This window comes from Parafrankia irregularis, from assembly GCF_001536285.1.
Classification (GTDB): domain Bacteria; phylum Actinomycetota; class Actinomycetes; order Frankiales; family Frankiaceae; genus Parafrankia; species Parafrankia irregularis.
The window spans coordinates 243723-261224 of record NZ_FAOZ01000001.1; the positions used below are offsets into that span (position 1 = coordinate 243723).

The window sequence follows — 17502 nt, forward strand, 5'->3', positions numbered from 1 at the left end:
TGCCCGGGCGGCGTTCCAGCCTGCCAGGCCGGGTCGGCCGGCCTGGCAGGCCCGGGCCTGCCAGGGTCAGGCCGGACCTGCCTGTGTCGGCCGGACCTGTCAGGGGCGGGCCGGGCCCCGGATCAGTCCACGCCCTTCGCCAGGGCGGACGGCCACCAGATCTTCTTTCCGATGTCGTGGCTGAGCGCGGGTACCAGGATGGAACGCACGATGATCGTGTCAAGCAGGACGCCGAAGGCCACGGCGAAGCCCACCTCGGCGAGGAAGACCAGCGGGAGAACACCAAGGACCGCGAAGGTCGCCGCGAGCACGACCCCCGCCGAGGTGATCACGCCGCCGGTCACCGACAGGCCACGGACGATCCCGGCACGGGTCCCGTGTTCGAGCGTCTCCTCCCGCACCCGGGTCATCAGGAAGATGTTGTAGTCGATGCCGAGAGCGACCAGGAAGACGAACGCGAAGAGCGGGAAACCCGGATCGGAGTCGGCGAAGCCGAAGACGTGGTTGAAGAACACCGCGCTGACACCGAGCGTCGCCGCGAAGGACAGGACCACCGTCGCGATCAGCAGCAGCGGGGCCACGAGTGCCCGCAGCAGCACGCCGAGCACGATCAGGATGACCACGAGGACGATGGGAATGATCAGGTTCCGGTCGTGCGCGGACGCCTGCTGCGTGTCGTAGTTGATCGCCGACGCGCCACCCACCAGGGCATCGGCCCCTGCGATGGGATGGAGCGCCGCGCGCAGCGCCCGGACCGTCTCGAAGGCCTCGGGTGTGTCGTAACGGTTGGTGAGGGTCGCATCGATGGCGATGCGGCCGCCGACGGACGTGACCTGCAGCGAGGGCGGCAGGCAACCATCCGCACCCGGCCTGATCGACGTGCTGTCGGCGGCGAACGCCCGCGCCAGCTTCGCGTAGTCCACCTGGACGCACACGGAGCCCGGGCCGGACGCGACGCCCGGAACCTTCGACGCGGCCGCGACGACCTCGTCCTGGCGGTCCAGGTTCGTGATGATCACGGCCGGGGCACCGGCTCCCTGGCTGAAGTGGGCGTCATAGATCCGCTGGCCGAGGATCGCATCGGGCTCGCTGGTGAAGCTGTCCGTCGTCGACAGGCCGTCGACCTTCAGCGTCGTCATCGCGCCGGCGCAGGCCAGCAGGATGACGGCGGTCGAGACCCAGGCCAGCCGCGGCCGGCCGGCGAGCCTGGCGGCGAACCGCGCCCACGCACCGTGCGTGGCCAGGTCGGCCTGCTGGTCAACGCGTGGAATCCGCGGCCAGAAGACCCACCGGCCGAACAGCACCAGGAACACCGGCAGGAAGGTGAGCATCACGAGCGCGGTGCAGGCGATACCGATCGCGGTGACGGGGCCGAGGCTCTTGTTCGAGTTCAGCTCGCCGAGCGCGAGGCAGAGCAGCCCGAGCACGACGGTGATCGCCGAGGCGGCGATCGCGGGTGCGGCGCCCCGCCAGGCCGCGATCATCGCGTCCAGTCTCGCGGGGTAGGCGTGCAACTCTTCGCGATAGCGGCTGATGAGCAGCAGCGCGTAGTCGGTTCCGGCGCCGATGACCAGCACGAACAGGATGCCCTGGCTCTGCCCGTTGAGGGTCAGCACATCGTGCTTGGCCAACGGGTAGACGATCAGAACCGAGACCCCCAGCGCGATGATGGAGCTGAACAGCGGAAAGAACCACAGGACCGGGCTGCGGTAGACGACCAGGAGGATGACGATCACAACCAGGCCGGCGGCCAGCAGCAGCACACCGTCAATGCCCTCGAATGCCTCGATAAAGGCCACGAAAAGGCCACCGGGGCCCGCGCTGTGCACGATCAGGCCGTCCGGCGCGTCCGCCTTCGCCAGCTCGACGACAGCCTTCTCGACGTCGACCAGCTCATCGCCCGGGACCTCGACGTCGCCCCTCTTGCCGATGAGCGGCACCGCCACGTTCGCAACGCTGCCGTCCCGCGAGAACTGGGGCGCGGCGATCTGGTTCGGGTCGACACCCCTGATGGACCGGAAGGCCCGCGCATCCGCGGCGATCTTCGCGCGGTCCTCCTGCGTCAGCCCGCCCACGCGCTGATAGACGATGAAACCGGGCAGCGTCTGCTCGGAGCGGAACTTCTCCGCCTCCTTGTCCACCCGGGTCGACTCGGCCGACCCGGGCAGGAACGCGGCGTTGTCGTTCTTCTGGACCTCTGCCAGCTTGGCCTGGAACTGGCCGCCGAACCCACCGAGCAGAAAAAGAACCACCGCGAGGCCGGCGAAGAGATACAGGATCACCCGAGCCGGCCGGCGCACCGCCGCGGCCCGCTCCACTCCCCCTCCGACACCGCCACCACCGACACCGCGACCGCTGACACCACCGCGACCACCGCCGGACAGAGCACCTGCCACTACCGTGGCCGGCGCCGGCGGATGGCCGGGAAGAAGCTGCCGCTCGGACTCCGAGGGCCCGACGGGTCTGGACGGGGCGTCCGGCGCCGATCTCCCGGACGGCACCACGGGCACCGTGGACGTGCTGGACCCGGATTCGGTGGGTCCGTCCTCCGGTGAGACGCCGGGGGCGACCACGGCCGGGTCGGACTGCGTTTCCTCACGTGGACTCGGAACTGTGGAGGATCCGTCGCTGCTGGTCGGCGAGCCGCCGCCGCTGTCGGTCATCTGGCGTCCCTCGATGCGCGTGGGCCAACAGAGCACCCACGTTCACCGGGCACCCAGGTGATGGTCCCCCGCATTGTCGCGCATGACCGGCGCGGCGGGCCGAGTGCACCGCCCGCGGAACGAGCCGCCGAATCCCCCCGGTCGGGGTACGACCCATCCGCAGGCCATTCGGCCCCGCGAGCCGCACCCCGATCTCTCCCTAGTCGTCGTGTTCGTGGATCTGCTGCGAGAGGTACTCGGTGGCGCCGAGCTGGGAGATGAGCTCGAGCTGGGCGTCCAGCCAGTCGATGTGCTCCTCCTCGGAGGTCAGAATGTCCTCCAGCAGGACGGCGGAGCCGATGTCACCCTTTGACCGGAACAGGGCGATCGCCTCACGGAGAACGTCGACGGCCTCGGATTCATGCTGGCGGTCGAGCTCCAGCTGCTCGGGAACCGTCTCCCCGATGCGGAGCGTGTTGAGGCGCTGCAGGTTCGGAAGACCGCCCAGGTAGAGAACTCGATGGATGAGTCGATCGGCGTGCTTCATCTCGTCGATCGACTCATGGTAGTAGTGCTCGGAGATGTGCTTGTAACCCCAGTTCCGCTGCATCCTGGAATGCAGGAAATACTGGTTGACCGCGGTCAGTTCATTTGTCAGAACTGTGTTCAGCCGCTCGACGATCTGTTCGTCGCCACGCATCGCCGACTACCTCCACCAATATCGCCCGGAAACCTCCACGGGCGATTCGACGGGCATGCGAAGGCATCACGAAGCCCTTGACCGGCGTGCCGGAACACCGCGCGAAAAAAGGCGGATCCCGCAGACGGCAGCGGGTTTCCGCTCCGACCCACCGAGATCACTCCCGGAGGCCCCGGTGGGTCCCTAGGCTGATCTGGCGACCGGACAGCGCCGAAGCGGCACCGCCGCATCGAGCATCTCGTCGATCTCCTCGAGGCATCCGCCGCACCCTGTGCCGGCGTCACACCTCGCACCGATCTCCTCTGCGTCACAGGCACCCGATGCGATCACGCTACGTAGCGTCCGATCGGAGACAGCAAAGCATGAACAGACGAGCACCGCACCTCACCACGCCCGGAGATGTCGACGCCGAAGCGCCGAGAGGTTGTCGTTACCGTTCCGGGATCCCTTCGCGCCGAGGCTCAGGCTTAGCTAAGGCTTCCCTAATCGCTAGAGTGCCACGGAGTGGGCGGCAGACGCAAGGCAGCCTTACCTACGCCACACACCGACCGCAAACACCTGATGCGCAGGGTGACAACCCCCGGCGCCTTCGGCGATGAAACCCACTCCTGGTCGCATCCGAGTCACCACACGACGAGCGACATCGCCCTTCTGGAAGCACCGCACGCGCAGCGGGCACAGCCGTCACCGCGAGTCCCCGCAAGTCCCCGCGAGCGCCGGCGGATCTCGGTGGATGCCAGCAGGAGCAGGGGATGCCAGACGGGTCATCGGCTCCCGGGCGGTCGCAGCGGGGTCCCACAGGCCCCCAGGCCGGCCGGGAAGGTGAGGCCGCCGGCTCCCCCCGCCCACCGCGAGAATCCGCGTTTGCTGTTCGGGCCCGAAGGCCGCGCCACCACTCGACAGCACGCCGGAAGTACCACCCGGACCGAAGGTGCCTGCGGCCGACTTCTCAGCCGGTGACCGCGGTCACATCCACCCGGCGGTTGGCGGCGCGACCTGCCACGGTCGCGTTGTCCGCGACCGGGCGCTCCGGTCCGAAGCCGGCCACCCGCACCCGCTCGGCCGGCACTCCCCGCTGCACCAGGTATTCACGGGCGACCCTGGCCCGGTCCATCGACAGCGCCTGGTTGAAGGCCAGCGGGCCGGTGCTGTCCGTATGCCCGCCGACCAGCACGGTGAGGTCTCCCGGCAGCAGGGCCTGGGCGACCTTGTCCAGACCCGCCCGCACGGACGCGTCGAGGGCTGACTCCCCCACCGCGAAAGTCAGGCTGGTTCCCTCGAGCGCGGCCTTCAGCGCGCCCTGGGTACGCCCGGCCTCGGGAACAGCGCCGGTGGAACCAGTGGCCGACGGGGCGGTAGCCGACGGAGCAGGAGCCGACGGAGCGGTGACCGACGAACCGGGGGCCGCCGAATCGCCGCTCGTGGAATCGGCCGCAACGGGGCTGACCGCACCTGTGGCCGGGTCGAGGGCCACCTCGGCACCGACCGTCAGCCGGTTGTCGAGCGAGGCGTCCGGAACCTGGTGCCGGACGGCCGCCAGCACCTCCGCCCCGATCGCGGTGCCCGCCGCCCGATCCGCGACCGTGCCCTGGAGCACCAGCGACGAACCGTCGATCGTCACGGACCGGACACCCGGCTGCTTTCCCAGCGCCCTGGCCACGTCACCGAACGACTCCAGCGCCGGTGTCGCCACCTTCGGATCAACGGTGACAGTCGCCGAGACGGCACCGCCGGAGACATCCGCTGCCGCGCCGAGCAGCTGCGCCCGCGTCGCGCTGTCCGGAACGGTGGCGCTGAAGGACAGGTCGGCCGGTGTGCCGCCGGTACCGCTCACCCTGATGACGACCGGCCGGGACGGCTCGGTGGCGACGACCGCGTCCCCGGACAGACGTACGGAGGCACTGCCGGACACGGCTGCCACCCGCTGGGCTTCCCGTGCCTCCTGCGGGCTCTCGAAACGGCCGTGCAGGACGATGTCACGGCCTTCGACGCTGACCCGCGCCCGGCTGACACCGGCCGCCCGGACCGCGTCCGCCGCCCGGGTGCCCAGGTCGTCCTCGATCGGGCCACGCCGTAGCCAGAGCGCCAGCAGCCCCAGCAGCACCCAGGCGACCACCAGTGAGACGACGAACGCGACCGGACGGGGGCGCCGAAGGAGCGCCACCGACAGCGAGGACATGGGTACTCCGTGCTCCCTACTCAAGGGGGGATACGCGATGGGGGCACTGCGAGACACCGCAGCGTACGGAAACTTTCCCATATGCCCGACATCGGGAACACACCGGGGGAAGGCTCACGCCTGCCCAGGAACCGCCACGTGCAGCCCCTTCAGGCCTCGCTGACGCGGGCGCGCGCAGCCGCCGCCGTGCCCACCGCCGTACCAGCCGACGTCGTGCCAGCCGACGCCGTCCCCGCCGCGGCTTCCTCCCGCACGGCCGCCTCCGCCGTCGCCACCCCCGCCTCGGCGTCCGCGGGGGCGGCCGGCGGGACGTCCGCGGCCCGCCGGCTGCGGTGGCGGACCGTGATCGCGAAAGCGAGAAGCGTGCTCACACCGAGCACGGCCCAGCCGGCCACCGCGTCCAGGATGTAGTGGTTCGACGTCGCCATCACGATGAAGACCGTCGCCGCCGGATACAGGCAGCCGAGCACCCGCACGACCGGCCGGCGGGCGAACCGGGCGAGCAGGAAGCCCGACCACAGGGCCCACGCACAGTGCAGCGAGGGCATCGCGGCGTACTGGTTGGCCAGCCCCTCCAGACCGTCCGGAGCGGCGCTGGCGCTTCCGCTCCACCAGCCCCAGCCCTCGAAATGGGACATCGTGTCGACGTAGGACGTCCCGGGCAGCAGGCGCGGCGGGGTGGTGGGAAACAGGAAGAAGCCGCACAGCGCGATCAGTGTGGTGAAGACCAGGGTCCACCGGGCGCGGACATACCGCCCCGGGTTGCGCCGGTACATCCAGACCAGCAGCGAGGGTGTGACCACGAAGTGCAGGGTCGCGTAGTAGTAGCAGCAGATGACCGCCAGCACCGGCACGCTCTGCAGCCAGTTGTTGAGGCTCAGCTCGACGTTGATGTGCAGCCGTTCCTGCAGGTGCAGGATGTCCCAGCCGAGTCGGTTCGCATCCGTGGCGGACGCGTCGGCCGCGCCTCTGGTCGCCGTGTAGACGTAGTAGAGCGACACCAGCAGGACGGCCTCGACCCACAGCTTCGGCAGGCCGGTGGCCGGGTTTCGCAGTCGCCGCCACCATCGCCCGCCGCTGGGCCCGCCCTGCCCGCCGGGGGCGCTCGACCCACCCGGCCTGGCCTGGCCGCTCTGCGCCGACCGGAGGGCCTCGTCACCCAGGTTGTTCTGAATGTCCCGGTTCGTCTGATCCACCACGCCTCGACTCCCGGTCCGTCCCGCGGCTCGCCGTGTCCGACTCTCTTCGTCCAGCTTGCGCCGACAAGCCAATCATGGGCAGCCGTTCTGGAGCGCAAGGGCGGGTGGCCACCGAGAGACGTCTCCGTGACCACCCGCCCGTCACCGACCGGGTGTTACCCACCCTTCACGGCCCCGCGGTCCGGGGAATCCCGCCCCGGAGCCTCACCCGCGCCGCCGAAGCGGCCAGGCACGTCAGGCGCCGCCGGCCGAGGCACCTGCACCGGAGGAGCCCCCGGCCAGCGTGGAGCTGTCCGTCGACTCGTCGACGGGCAGGGCGCTGCCGGCCTTCCAGGTCGCCCACGGGACGGACCACTCGTTCCCGAGCTGCGACGTGTCCGCCGGCCGCCCGGTGTTCTTGATGTTGATGATGTCGCCAAACTGACTGAAGTTGTAGAACCATTCCGCATCAGCGGGCGACGCGTTCACGCACCCGTGCGAGACGTTCGCCCGCCCCTGTGAGGCCACCGACCACGGGGCGGAGTGCACGTACTGCCCACCGCTGGTGTAGTGGACGGCCCACTGCACCTCCTCGCGGTAGTAGTCGGGGCTGCCCACCGGAATGCCCACCGTCGCCGAGTCCATGATCACCATGGGGGACTTGCCGAGCACGTTGTGCGGGCCTTCCATGGTCAGTGAGCCCGGCTTGCCGCCGCTGATCAGCATGGTCCGGACCAGCTGTCCGTTCTGGTAGACCTGCATTCTGTGGGTCGACGCGTCGACCTCGCTGACCTGGGCGGCACCGATGGTGAAGTCCATCGTGCGATCCTTGACGCCGATCCAGCCGGTGCCGGAGTCGTAGCCGGCCAGGTTCGCCGCCACGTGCACCTTGGTCCCGGGTGCCCAGTACTCCTGGGGCCGCCACATCACCAGGCGGTTCGACATCCAGCGCCAAGCGCCGAGCACCGGCGGGTCGGTGCTGACCGCGAGGCGACGCTGCACCGCGGCACGGTCCGTCACCGGCGCACTGAAGGTGAGGCTGATCGGAGTGCCCACCCCGACGGTCTGTCCGGCCACGGGCTCCCAGGAGACCTTGAACGCCTTGTCCGGGATGCCGGTGGTGAAGCTCGACGTGATGCTCTTCGTGCCGGTCAGGCCCGCCGTCTGGGCGGTGGTGGCCTGGATGTCGTAGCGGCTGTCCGAGAACAGCCCGCTCGCCGAGGTCCACGTCCGGTGGTCCGCGGAGAAGGTTCCCTCGAGCGTGCCCGCCTCGGTCTTCTCGGTGGCGCTCGCGCCGCGCGCGACCGCGACCGACGCGAGCGGCGCGTTGCTCGTCACCACGACCGACTCGGTCAGCGCGATGCCGGCCGCGCCGTCCGCCGGGGTGACGGTCAGCGTCGGTGTCGCCGGCGGGGGCGAGGTCTGCGGCGCCGCCTCGTCGCCACCGCCGCCACCGGACGAGCACGACACCAGCAGCGCCACGGCGAGCAGGAGGGCGGCGACCCCGGTGCCACGCCGGCGGACGGAACGGGAGGCGGGCAGCAGCCCGCCACGGAGAACTCGAGCCGGGCTCATCATCGAGCGGGACATGCGATGCCTTCTTCCGAAGACCGGAGCAACGACGAGGTGTAGGGCTTTCCGTCGGCTCGCGGATCGCCCGGCACCGGATCACCAGTGCTGGTGACCAGCGGGCGCCGCGACGCGGCGACGAAACGCAGCGGCCTCACCGAAAGGGATCGGCCAGAAACAGAAAGTGCACATGCTCGACCACCCACGAGCGGACCGTACCCACGACCGCGAACCACGTCCCGTCGATCATAGGAAAACCCGGCCCCACCCGGGACACAACTACCCGCCGCTAATATTCCGATCTCGGAGAGTGACGCTCCCCGGCCCGCTGCCATAAACCCCTCCCAGCGCCGTTTCGTCCGACGCACGACTCATATACAAAGTTGCGCGCCGACGAGAAGCCGCACCGGGGCCAGTACCGGATTTGTCCGCGAGTAGACACTAACCACTACCGGACGTGCCAGATATTGCACGCAGCGCAGTCACACCTTGGTGCCGTAGGGATTCGCGTGCCCGGATTTCCACCGGCCGCGCGCCGGGACACCCCGGGGCACTCCGACCGACGAGTCGCACCGGAAAGCCCCGGAGCGCGCCGAACACCGCCGCCGGAAGCGATGTACCGACCTCGGGCCGGAACCATCCCGTCGCGGAACCGACCGGGCACCGAAGTGCCGGCCGGTCAGCCCTCCGGACACTCACGCCGGAAACAGAGGCGAAACGCCACCACAACAGGTCGGCGCGGCCGGGCACCCCAGAATGGGGCTTCCCCGCCGGGTACGCCGGCACCGGGAGCCGGGATCGTCTGGCCACCAGCCGGCTGCCTCGGGCGGGCCAGCCGCCGCCGACCCGAAAGGTGCTCATGCCCATCGTTCTCGGACCGAACCAGTACGGCAAGGCCGAGGTCCGCCTCGTCCACGTGGACCGATCCACCCCGGTCCACCGGATCAGCGACCTGAATGTGTCCACCGCCCTGCGCGGTGACTTCACCGCGGCCCACACCCGGGGTGATAACAGCCACGTTCTCGCGACGGACACCCAGAAAAACGTCGTCTACGCCTTCGCTCGCGAAGGCGGCGTCGGCGAGATCGAACAGTTCGGGACCCGGCTGGGCCGGCATTTCACCGCCGCGTACGACTGGATCACCGGCGCGCGGGTCGAGATAGAGCAGTTCGGGTGGGACCGTATCGACGTCGCCGGGCCGGCCCAGGACCACTCCTTCGTCCGGTCCGGGCAGAGCCGGCGAACCACGGTGGTCACCATCGACGCCGACGACGTGCACGTCGTCTCCGGAATCGCCGGGCTGGTCGTGCTCAAGACGACCGGCTCGGAGTTCCACGGATTTCCCCGGGACCGCTACACAACACTGGCGGAAACCTCCGACCGGATCCTCGCCACCGAGGTCACGGCCCGGTGGCGCTACACCGCCACCGACAGTGGGATCACCGGCGCTGATTTCGCGCGGCTGTCCGCGGAGATCCCGCGCACGCTGGTCGAGACGTTCGCGGGCCTGCACAGCCTCGCCCTGCAACAGACCCTTTACCACATGGGCGAAAAGGTGCTGGCGACCTTCCCGGAGGTTGCCGAGATCCGTATGTCGATGCCGAACAAGCATCATTTCCTGGTCGATCTGGCGCCGTTCGGCCTGGACAACCCCGACAGCGTCTACCTCGCGGCGGACCGCCCCTACGGCCGCATCGAGGGCACCGTCCTGCGCGACGACGTTCCAGCCGCGCCGATCGCCTGGGACGCCACCCCGGGGTTCTGCTGACGTCCGGGCCGGTCAGGCCGGTGTGATCACCACCCGGTCGCCCGGCCCCAGCCCCAGCGCACGCGCCGCGTCCCCGTCCCGGGTGGCCAGTGCGGCGTGGCCATCCGAATCGGCGTAGAGCACGAGCTCCCCGGGCTCCACCGAGCCGAAGGTCACGCCCACCGCCACCTCCACCGCGATCGCCTCCACCGCGACCACCGGCGGGCCGGCCGCCGAGTCCGTCGCAGGGCGCGCCGCCGGCGCGGCGCTCGCGCTGCCGCCCGCCGGACCGGTCCCGCGCAACGCGGTCAGCCGGCTCCGGTCGCCGGGCCGCAGGCCCAGCTCGGCCAGCAGGTCCGCCGGTGCGGCCAGCGCCACGTTCCCGAAGCCGTCCACACACAGGACGTCCGACTCGAGGCGGGCGGCGCCATCCGGGCCTGCCGGCGCGACCCTCGCCACCAGCCTGGGCAGCGTGACCAGGCTCTCCGGATCGACCACGAGGCCGAGCGCCCGCAGCGGGCGACCGGTCACCAGGGCCGCCGCCGCGGGGGCGAACACATCCCGGCCGTGAAAGGTGGCGGGGACGTCCGGCGGCACGGTGAGCGCCACCGCCTCCAGCACGCCGCCCAGCACCTCGGCCGCGGGCACCAGCAGACCGTTGTCGGGGCCCACGAGGAAACCGGCCGGCGTGCGCAGCGCGAGCGCCCGGCGTGCGGTACCGACGCCCGGGTCGACCACAGCGACATGAACCCCGCGCGGCAGGTGGGCGACGGTGGAGGCGAGCACCGTCGCGCCGCGCCGGATGTCACCGCGTGGCACCAGGTGCGTGACGTCGATGACCGGCACCGCGGGAGCGAGCCGGAGCAGGACACCGTGGCAGGCGGCGACGAATCCGTCCACCAGGCCGTAGTCCGTCAGCAGGCTGACGCAGCGCGGATCGTCCGCGGCGCGCTCGTCTCCCCCGGCGCGCTCGTCTCTCCCGGCTCGCTCGTGTTCCCGTCCCTCGGCACGCTCGTGTTCCCGCGACGCCCCCATCAGCCCCATCGGCACCGTCAGCCCCTTCGAAACGTCAGATCGCGCCGTCGGCGCGCAGACCGGCGATCTCCTCGGCGGAGAGATCGAGCTCGCGCAGGATGGTGTCGGTGTGCGCTCCCAGCGCCGGAACCGGGTCCAGGCGGGCGTTCTCCCCCGGGAACTCGACCACCGGCCGGGACTGCCGGACCGGGCCCACCGGCGAGCCGACCTCAACCCAGCGCCCACGGGCCGCGAGCTGGGGATGCGCGAGCACGCCCGCGACCGTGTTGACCCGCGCGTAGGCGATGCCCGCGGCGTCCAGGCCCGCCTCCAGCTCGGCGGTGCCCAGCTTCGCGACCTCCGCGGCGACCACGGCGTCGGTCCCCTCCCGGTTGCGCACCCTGGCCACGTTCGTCGCGAACGCGGGGTCGTCGACGAGTTCCGGGCGGGCGAGCGGGCCCTCGGCCAGCCGGCGCCACTCCCCGTCGTTCTGCACCCCGATCAGGACGTCGTCACCGTCCGCCGTGCGGTAGGCGTCGTAGGGCGCGATCGACTGGTGGCTGATGCCCGACCGGGCCATCTCCTGCCCGGTGTGCTCCACTGTCTGCACCGGGTAGCCCATCCACTCCGTCAGCGCGTCGAGCATCGCGACGTCCAGCGCCGCGCCGGCACCGGAGCGCGCCCGCCGCAGCAGCGCGGCCAGCACGGCCTGGATGACGTAGCTGCCCGCGGCGACGTCCCCGGCGGCGAAGCCGGCCTTCGCCGGCTGCTGCGGGCTGCCCGTGACGGCGATCAGCCCGGACTCGGCCTGCACGAGCATGTCGTAGGCCTTGCGGGCGCGATAAGGCCCGGCCGGACCGTAGCCGGACACGTTCACGGCGACCAGCGCCGGGTGGCGGCCGACGAGGGTCTGCGCGTCCAGCCCGAGGCGGGCGGCGGCACCCGGCCCGAGGTTCTGCGCGACGACGTCGGCCCGGGCGACCAGCAGATCCAGCACCTCGCGGGCGCGCGGCACCTTCAGGTCCAGCGTCAGCGACTCCTTCGAGCGGTTGAGCCAGGAGAAGTGCGCCGACATCCCACCGCGCACCGCGCGGTCGTAGTCCCGCGCGAAGTCACCACGCCCCGGACGCTCGACCTTGATCACCCGCGCGCCCAGCTCGGCGAGGTGCCGGGTCGCGAACGGCAGGGCCACGGCATGTTCCAGACTGACGACGGTCACACCCTCAAGCGGAAGCACGCAGGTCAGGCTAGCGCCGCCCCCACCCGCCAGACCGCGGATCGATGCAGGTGGACAGGCCCTTTACGGCACAGAAGGGGAACCTGTCCGACGCAGCGGCGGAAATTCGGCCAGATCGCCCACCGACGACCTCCCGCGGCGGTGTCGAGGAGTGGATCCACGGCCGAAGCCGAGTGCGGGCAGAGGGCTGGAGCTGTCCGCGCTCGCTGGTAGCCACGCTCAGCGGCGAAGGGCGGTTTCCCGCTCGATGCGCGACAGCTTCTCGGGATTGCGGACGACGTAGAGCCCGGTGATGAGGCCGTCGTCGATACGTACGGTCACGACGCTGTCGATCTCACCGTCGAGCCGGAGGACCAGCGCCGGGTAGCCGTTGACCTGTACCTGCTGCAGCGACAGGACAGCGCCGAACCTGCCCAGCCCGGCGGCCAGCAGCCGGGCTACCTTGCCCGCTCCGGCGACAGGGCGCAACACGGCCTTCCTGACCCCGCCGCCGTCTCCCAGCAGGACGATGTCCGGGGCGAGGATGTCCAGCAGGTTCTGCAGGTCGCCGGTCTCGACCGCCCGCTGGAACGCGTCGAGCGCGCCCCGGGTCTCGGCCGCGGAGACGACCCCGGCCGGACGGCGTGCGGCGACATGCGCCCGCGCCCGGTGAGCGATCTGGCGGACGGTGGCCGGGCTCTTGTCGACGGCTGCCGCGATCTCGTCGTACCCGAAGTCGAACACCTCGCGCAGCACGAACACGGCCCGCTCGGCCGGCCGAAGCGTTTCCAGCACCAGCAGCATCGCCATGGAGACGCTGTCGGCCAGCGCGACGTCCTCGGCCACGTCGGGCGCGGTCAGCAACGGCTCCGGCAGCCAGGGGCCGACATAGGACTCCCTGCGCCGGCCAAGCGTGCGCAGTCGGTTCAGTGCCTGACGGGTGGCGATCTGCACCAGGTACGCCCGCGGGTCCCGCACCATGGCGAGGTCGACGCCTGCCCAGCGCAGCCAGCTCTCCTGGAGGACGTCCTCCGCGTCCGCGGCCGAGCCAAGCATCTCGTAGGCGACCGTGAACAGCAGGTTGCGGTGCGCGACGAACATCTCGGTGGCGGGGTCTGGCGAGTCGTCCTCCTTCTTCGGACTCCCAGCGTCGGGCGTCGTCGGCGAAGTACCGGCCATGGGCAACTCCTGTTCACGCGCGGCTGGACCATCCATGAGACGCCAGACCCCACCGGTTTGTGACACTCAGGCAGCCCTTCCGCCGATCACGATCCGACGGCGACAGTGACCTGTGGTCCAGATCACAAGGCCGCGTCGTCACGGAGACCGGGGTCGCCGGCATCTGGTGTTCGTCCGGTGCGGCAGCACGCGACACCACGAGTGAGGACGACATCATGGAAGCCCGATTCGACATGTTCGGCAACGAGCTCGCCACCAGGTTCGGCAAGCGGTTCGCGAACGCCAGCCTGGTGATCCACCAGTCGTCGCTGCCGAAGCCCACCCAGGAGCTGGTGTCGCTGCGGGCCAGCCAGATCAACGGCTGCGGCTTCTGCGTCGACATGCACACCAAGGAGGCCGCGGCTGCCGGTGAGACCTCCACCCGGCTCCACCTGGTCGCGGCCTGGCGCGAGGCAGACGTGTTCACCGAGGCCGAGCGAGCCGCGCTGGCACTCGCCGAGGAGGGAACCCGGCTCGCCGACGCCCACCTCGGCGTGTCCGACGAGACCTGGGCGCAGGTCCGCAAGCACTACGACGACGACCAGATCGCGGCCCTCGTCTGCCTCGTCGGCCTGATCAACGCGGCGAACCGAATGAACGTGATCATGCGCACCCCAGCGGGTGGCTACCAACCCGGCATGGCCGCCAGCTTCGCGAACTGACCGGGGGTTCCCCGGCCGGGGCGCCCCGGCCGGGCCTCCGCGTCGAGTGGCCACGACACCCGACCAGTGCCCAGGTGACCAGGTCACAGGTGACAGGTGACAGGTGACAGGTCTACACGGTCAGATCACTCACGTCTCAGTGCCCAGGGCCGCCGGCCGCGGGCCCGGCATCCGGCTCCCGGGCGGGCTGGGCGCTGTCAGCGAAGGTTGATGCGACAACGACCGCATCGATAATCGTCCCCGCGCCGGCGGTGCCGCCCGCGCCGCGACGCTCGGATCCCGGATCGACGTCATCGCCACCGCCGGGCTCCGCGGGGCCACCCGACACGCTGTCCGCAACGCCCACCCGGACATCATCATCGTGATGATCCACCGAGTCGGAACCGGCCGCCGCCGGCGGCGGGTCGCCCGGCTGCTCCCCGTCGACGACCGTGGCGTCGACGATGGTGTGGCCGGCGGCCAGGGAGAGCGGCTCGGTGGTGGTCGCGTCCTTGGCGACGAAGCCCGCCTGACGACGGTCGGACGGTGCCGGCCCGCCGTTGGCGACCACGACCGCGATCCAGGGCAGGATCACGGCGAGGGCCACCGCGACGATGCGCAGCCAGCCGGAGAACGCGACGACGGCGAGCACGAAGCAGACCACCCGGACCAGCATCGTGAGGACGTAGCGCTGCTCGCGACGGCGGATCTCCTCCGGCCTGGCCTCGGCCGCCGAAGTGATCAGCACGGGCTCGCCTCGTCGCCACCTCACGTCAACCGCCGCCTGCCCATGTCGACCGATCGCCCCACCGGGACCAGGCCAGCCGCCCGGCAGGGCCAGCAGGCCGAGAGTGGGTCGTGCCCCTCGAACATCCTGCCCCACTCGCGCCCGCGCGATACAACGATCCGCGGCGCGAGATCGGACACCCGACGCCGATCACGGGCGCCGGACCCGGCCATAAGTTCCCGTCGCACCAAGTAGTGTCCGAAAGTTTACGCGGCGGACGGATTGTAGTCCTCACGTGGGCGCCGGTCGCTGCCACCGTGCTCGTGTGCGAGTCGCGGTGGTAAGTGAGTCGTTCCTGCCTCAGATCGACGGTGTGACGAACTCCGTGTGCCGGGTGCTGGAGCATCTGCGCGACACCGGTCACGAGGCCCTCGTCATCGCGCCGGCGCCGGCGCCGGCGGCTCGCCGCACCGCGCCGCGCAGCTATGCCGGGGCGCCCGTGCTGTGGAGCCCGTCCGCGCCGATGCCGGGCTACCCCGAGTTCCGCTTCGCGACGCCGTGGACGGGGCTGCCGGCGGCGCTGCGCGAGTTCCGTCCGGACGTCGTCCATCTGGCCGCGCCGGCGGGTCTGGGGGCCCAGGCGGCCTACGCCGCGCGGCGGCTCGGGGTGCCGAGCATCGCCGTCTACCAGACGGACATCGCCGCCTTCGCGACCCGCTACGGGCTGGCGCTGGCCGAGCGGACGATCTGGCGCTGGCTGGCGACCGTCCATCGGCTCGCCAGCCGCACGCTGGCGCCGTCGTGGGATGCCGTCGACACGCTGCTGTCCGAGGGCGTGCAGCGGGTCGCCCGGTGGAGCCGTGGCGTCGACCTGGAGCGCTTCAACCCCGAGCACCGGGACGAGGAGCTGCGGGCGAGGCTGGCGCCGAACGGGGAGGTCCTCGTCGGCTATGTGGGGCGGCTGGCTCGGGAGAAGCGGGTCGAGCTGCTTGTGGGGGCCGCCGGCCTGCCCGGCGCCCGGCTGGTCGTCGTCGGCGACGGCCCGTGCCGGCCGGCGCTGGCCCGGGCGCTGCCGGAGGCGGCCTTCCTCGGCTTCCGCACCGGGACCGAGCTGTCGGCCGCCATCGCCAGCCTGGACGTCTTCGTCCATACCGGAATCAACGAGACGTTCTGTCAGGCCGCGCAGGAGGCGAAGGCCAGCGGCGTCGCGGTGGTCGGCCCGGCGGCCGGCGGCCTGCTCGACGTCATCGACCACGAGCGGACCGGCCTGCACTACGCCCCCGGGGACCCGGTGTCGATGCGCCGCGAGGTGCTCCGCCTCGTCGAGGACGCCGAGCTGCGGACCCGGCTCGCGACGGCGGCGCGGGCATCGGTCGCGGGCTGCACCTGGCACGCGATCGGCGAGGAGCTGCTCGGGCACTACCGGGACGTCCTGGGCACCCGGCTCCCCACGACCACGACGAGCGACAGGTGGCGACGATGAGGATTGTTCAGGCGGCGAGCTTCGTCGCGCCCGCCTCCGGCGGGATCCGGACGACCCTGCGGCACCTCGCGACGGGGTACACCGCCGCCGGCCACGAGGTGGTGCAGATCATTCCGGGAGTTGCGGACAACGAGGAGCGCACGCCACACGCACGGATCATCACCCTGCGCGCGCCGTTCCTGCCGCGGACCGGCTACCGGATCCTGGCCGACCCGCGGCGGGTGGCCGCGGTGGCCGAACAGGTCGGCGCGGACCGGATCGAGATCCACGACCGGGCGACGCTGCGCCCGCTCGGCCGGTGGGCCCGCAGGGCCGGCGTCCGTTCGCTCGTGGTCAGCCACGAGCGGCTCGACCGGCTGCTGAGCCTGTGGACGCCCGCGCCGCTGCGCGGGGTGCTGCCCGTCAGCTCCGCGGCCGACCACTCCAACCGCGCGCTCGCCGCCGCCTTCGACACGGTGGTCGCCACGACCCGCTGGGCCGCCACCGAGTTCGTCCGCATCGGCGCCGAGAACCTGGCCCAGGTGCCGCTGGGCGTCGAGCTCGAGCGGTTCACCCCCGCCAACCACGACCGCACGCTGCGGCGCGCGTTCGCCCGCGACCGGGAGATCCTCATCGTCGCGGCGACCCGTCTCTCGCCCGAGAAGCGGGTCGACATCGCGCTGTCCGCGGTGGCCGAGCTGGTGCGCCGCGGGGTGCCGGTCCGGCTCGTCATCGCCGGCGACGGTTCCAGTCGCGGGCGTCTGGAGCGGATGGCGACCGGGCTGCCGGTGACCTTCCTCGGGTTCGTCGCGGACCCGGCCCGCCTCGCCGGCCTGCTCGCGACCGCCGACCTGGCGTTCGCGCCCGGCCCGATCGAGACCTTCGGGCTGGCCGCGCTGGAGGCGATGGCGAGCGGCACCACGCCGGTCGTGAACCATTCCAGCGCGCTGGCCGAGATGGTCGCCGGGACAGGCGACGGCCAGGTCGCCGGTCTGAGCGCCGCCGGGACGGGGTTCACCTTCGCCGACGCCGCGATGGAGCTGCTCGCCGTCGACCCCGACCACCGCCGTGAGGCCGCCCGCCGCCGGGCCGAGCAGTTTCCCTGGGAGGCGACCATCACCGGCTTCCTGCGGTGCCACGACGCCGAGGCGCCCACTCCCCCGGCCAGCGAGCCGGCCCCGACGCGCGACCCGCTCGCCGCCTGACGTC

14 protein-coding genes are annotated in these 17502 nt (G+C 71.4%); 4 read left to right on the top strand and 10 right to left on the bottom strand.

The annotated features are described in order from the left end of the window. Window positions 1–122: 122 nt before the first annotated feature. The 6 genes from AWX74_RS01020 to AWX74_RS01045 form a co-directional block, all read right to left on the bottom strand. Window positions 123–2663 carry an MMPL family transporter gene (locus AWX74_RS01020; RefSeq protein WP_091270587.1) on the bottom strand — a complete coding sequence of 847 codons (2541 nt, stop codon included), beginning with the start codon at window positions 2661–2663 and terminating at the stop codon, window positions 123–125. Between the two features lie 199 nt (window positions 2664–2862). Beyond that, window positions 2863–3342, bottom strand: a complete 480-nt coding sequence (gene bfr, locus AWX74_RS01025; RefSeq protein WP_054567060.1) for a bacterioferritin — start codon at window positions 3340–3342, stop codon at window positions 2863–2865. Between the two features lie 183 nt (window positions 3343–3525). After that, entirely contained in the window at window positions 3526–3720 is a 195-nt protein-coding gene (locus AWX74_RS01030) for a (2Fe-2S)-binding protein (RefSeq protein ID WP_091270589.1), read from the bottom strand. 571 nt (window positions 3721–4291) lie between these two features. Then, window positions 4292–5521, bottom strand: a complete 1230-nt coding sequence (locus AWX74_RS01035; RefSeq protein WP_091270591.1) for an OmpA family protein — start codon at window positions 5519–5521, stop codon at window positions 4292–4294. Window positions 5522–5670: 149 nt separating this feature from the next. Further along, window positions 5671–6720, bottom strand: coding sequence for a phosphatase PAP2 family protein (locus AWX74_RS01040; protein WP_091270594.1), 1050 nt, complete (start codon window positions 6718–6720; stop codon window positions 5671–5673). A 234-nt stretch (window positions 6721–6954) separates the two neighbouring features. After that, window positions 6955–8289 carry a L,D-transpeptidase gene (locus AWX74_RS01045; protein ID WP_091270596.1) on the bottom strand — a complete coding sequence of 445 codons (1335 nt, stop codon included), beginning with the start codon at window positions 8287–8289 and terminating at the stop codon, window positions 6955–6957. Window positions 8290–9127: 838 nt separating this feature from the next. Here AWX74_RS01045 and pucL point away from each other — a divergent pair. Then, window positions 9128–10036 carry a factor-independent urate hydroxylase gene (pucL, locus tag AWX74_RS01050; RefSeq protein WP_091270599.1) on the top strand — a complete coding sequence of 303 codons (909 nt, stop codon included), beginning with the start codon at window positions 9128–9130 and terminating at the stop codon, window positions 10034–10036. A gap of 12 nt (window positions 10037–10048) precedes the next feature. Here pucL and AWX74_RS01055 read toward each other — a convergent pair whose 3' ends face one another. The 3 genes from AWX74_RS01055 to AWX74_RS01065 all read right to left on the bottom strand — a co-directional run bounded on the left by AWX74_RS01055 (window position 10049) and on the right by AWX74_RS01065 (window position 13424). Continuing rightward, entirely contained in the window at window positions 10049–11059 is a 1011-nt protein-coding gene (locus tag AWX74_RS01055; RefSeq protein WP_226931448.1) for an SAM hydrolase/SAM-dependent halogenase family protein, read from the bottom strand. A 25-nt stretch (window positions 11060–11084) separates the two neighbouring features. Next, a complete protein-coding gene (locus tag AWX74_RS01060) occupies window positions 11085–12266 on the bottom strand; it encodes a CaiB/BaiF CoA transferase family protein (RefSeq protein ID WP_091270602.1) in 1182 nt (393 codons plus the stop codon). A gap of 219 nt (window positions 12267–12485) precedes the next feature. Further along, window positions 12486–13424: an RNA polymerase sigma-70 factor gene (locus AWX74_RS01065; RefSeq protein ID WP_091270604.1), complete on the bottom strand. Its 939-nt coding sequence runs from the start codon at window positions 13422–13424 to the stop codon at window positions 12486–12488. A 215-nt stretch (window positions 13425–13639) separates the two neighbouring features. On the opposite strand from AWX74_RS01065, the gene AWX74_RS01070 reads away from it, so the two are divergent. Beyond that, window positions 13640–14125: a carboxymuconolactone decarboxylase family protein gene (locus tag AWX74_RS01070; RefSeq protein WP_054567292.1), complete on the top strand. Its 486-nt coding sequence runs from the start codon at window positions 13640–13642 to the stop codon at window positions 14123–14125. 136 nt (window positions 14126–14261) lie between these two features. Here AWX74_RS01070 and AWX74_RS01075 read toward each other — a convergent pair whose 3' ends face one another. Continuing rightward, on the bottom strand, window positions 14262–14852 hold the full coding sequence (locus tag AWX74_RS01075; RefSeq protein WP_091270607.1) for a DUF3099 domain-containing protein: 591 nt from the start codon (window positions 14850–14852) through the stop codon (window positions 14262–14264). A 316-nt stretch (window positions 14853–15168) separates the two neighbouring features. On the opposite strand from AWX74_RS01075, the gene AWX74_RS01080 reads away from it, so the two are divergent. Then, on the top strand, window positions 15169–16314 hold the full coding sequence (locus AWX74_RS01080; RefSeq protein WP_054567291.1) for a glycosyltransferase family 4 protein: 1146 nt from the start codon (window positions 15169–15171) through the stop codon (window positions 16312–16314). Further along, window positions 16311–17498, top strand: coding sequence for a glycosyltransferase (locus AWX74_RS01085; protein ID WP_054567052.1), 1188 nt, complete (start codon window positions 16311–16313; stop codon window positions 17496–17498). The genes AWX74_RS01080 and AWX74_RS01085 overlap by 4 nt, the downstream gene beginning before the upstream one ends. Window positions 17499–17502 lie beyond the last annotated feature (4 nt).

Bases quoted from the DNA above. Each gene is read 5' to 3' on its own strand.
- pucL (WP_091270599.1), top strand. From the start codon at position 9,128: ATGCCCATCGTTCTCGGACCGAACCAGTACGGCAAGGCCGAGGTCCGC.
- AWX74_RS01020 (WP_091270587.1), bottom strand. From the start codon at position 2,663: ATGACCGACAGCGGCGGCGGCTCGCCGACCAGCAGCGACGGATCCTCC.
- AWX74_RS01045 (WP_091270596.1), bottom strand. From the start codon at position 8,289: ATGTCCCGCTCGATGATGAGCCCGGCTCGAGTTCTCCGTGGCGGGCTG.
- AWX74_RS01085 (WP_054567052.1), top strand. From the start codon at position 16,311: ATGAGGATTGTTCAGGCGGCGAGCTTCGTCGCGCCCGCCTCCGGCGGG.
- bfr (WP_054567060.1), bottom strand. From the start codon at position 3,342: ATGCGTGGCGACGAACAGATCGTCGAGCGGCTGAACACAGTTCTGACA.
- AWX74_RS01070 (WP_054567292.1), top strand. From the start codon at position 13,640: ATGGAAGCCCGATTCGACATGTTCGGCAACGAGCTCGCCACCAGGTTC.
- AWX74_RS01055 (WP_226931448.1), bottom strand. From the start codon at position 11,059: ATGGGGCTGATGGGGGCGTCGCGGGAACACGAGCGTGCCGAGGGACGG.
- AWX74_RS01065 (WP_091270604.1), bottom strand. From the start codon at position 13,424: ATGGCCGGTACTTCGCCGACGACGCCCGACGCTGGGAGTCCGAAGAAG.
- AWX74_RS01035 (WP_091270591.1), bottom strand. From the start codon at position 5,521: ATGTCCTCGCTGTCGGTGGCGCTCCTTCGGCGCCCCCGTCCGGTCGCG.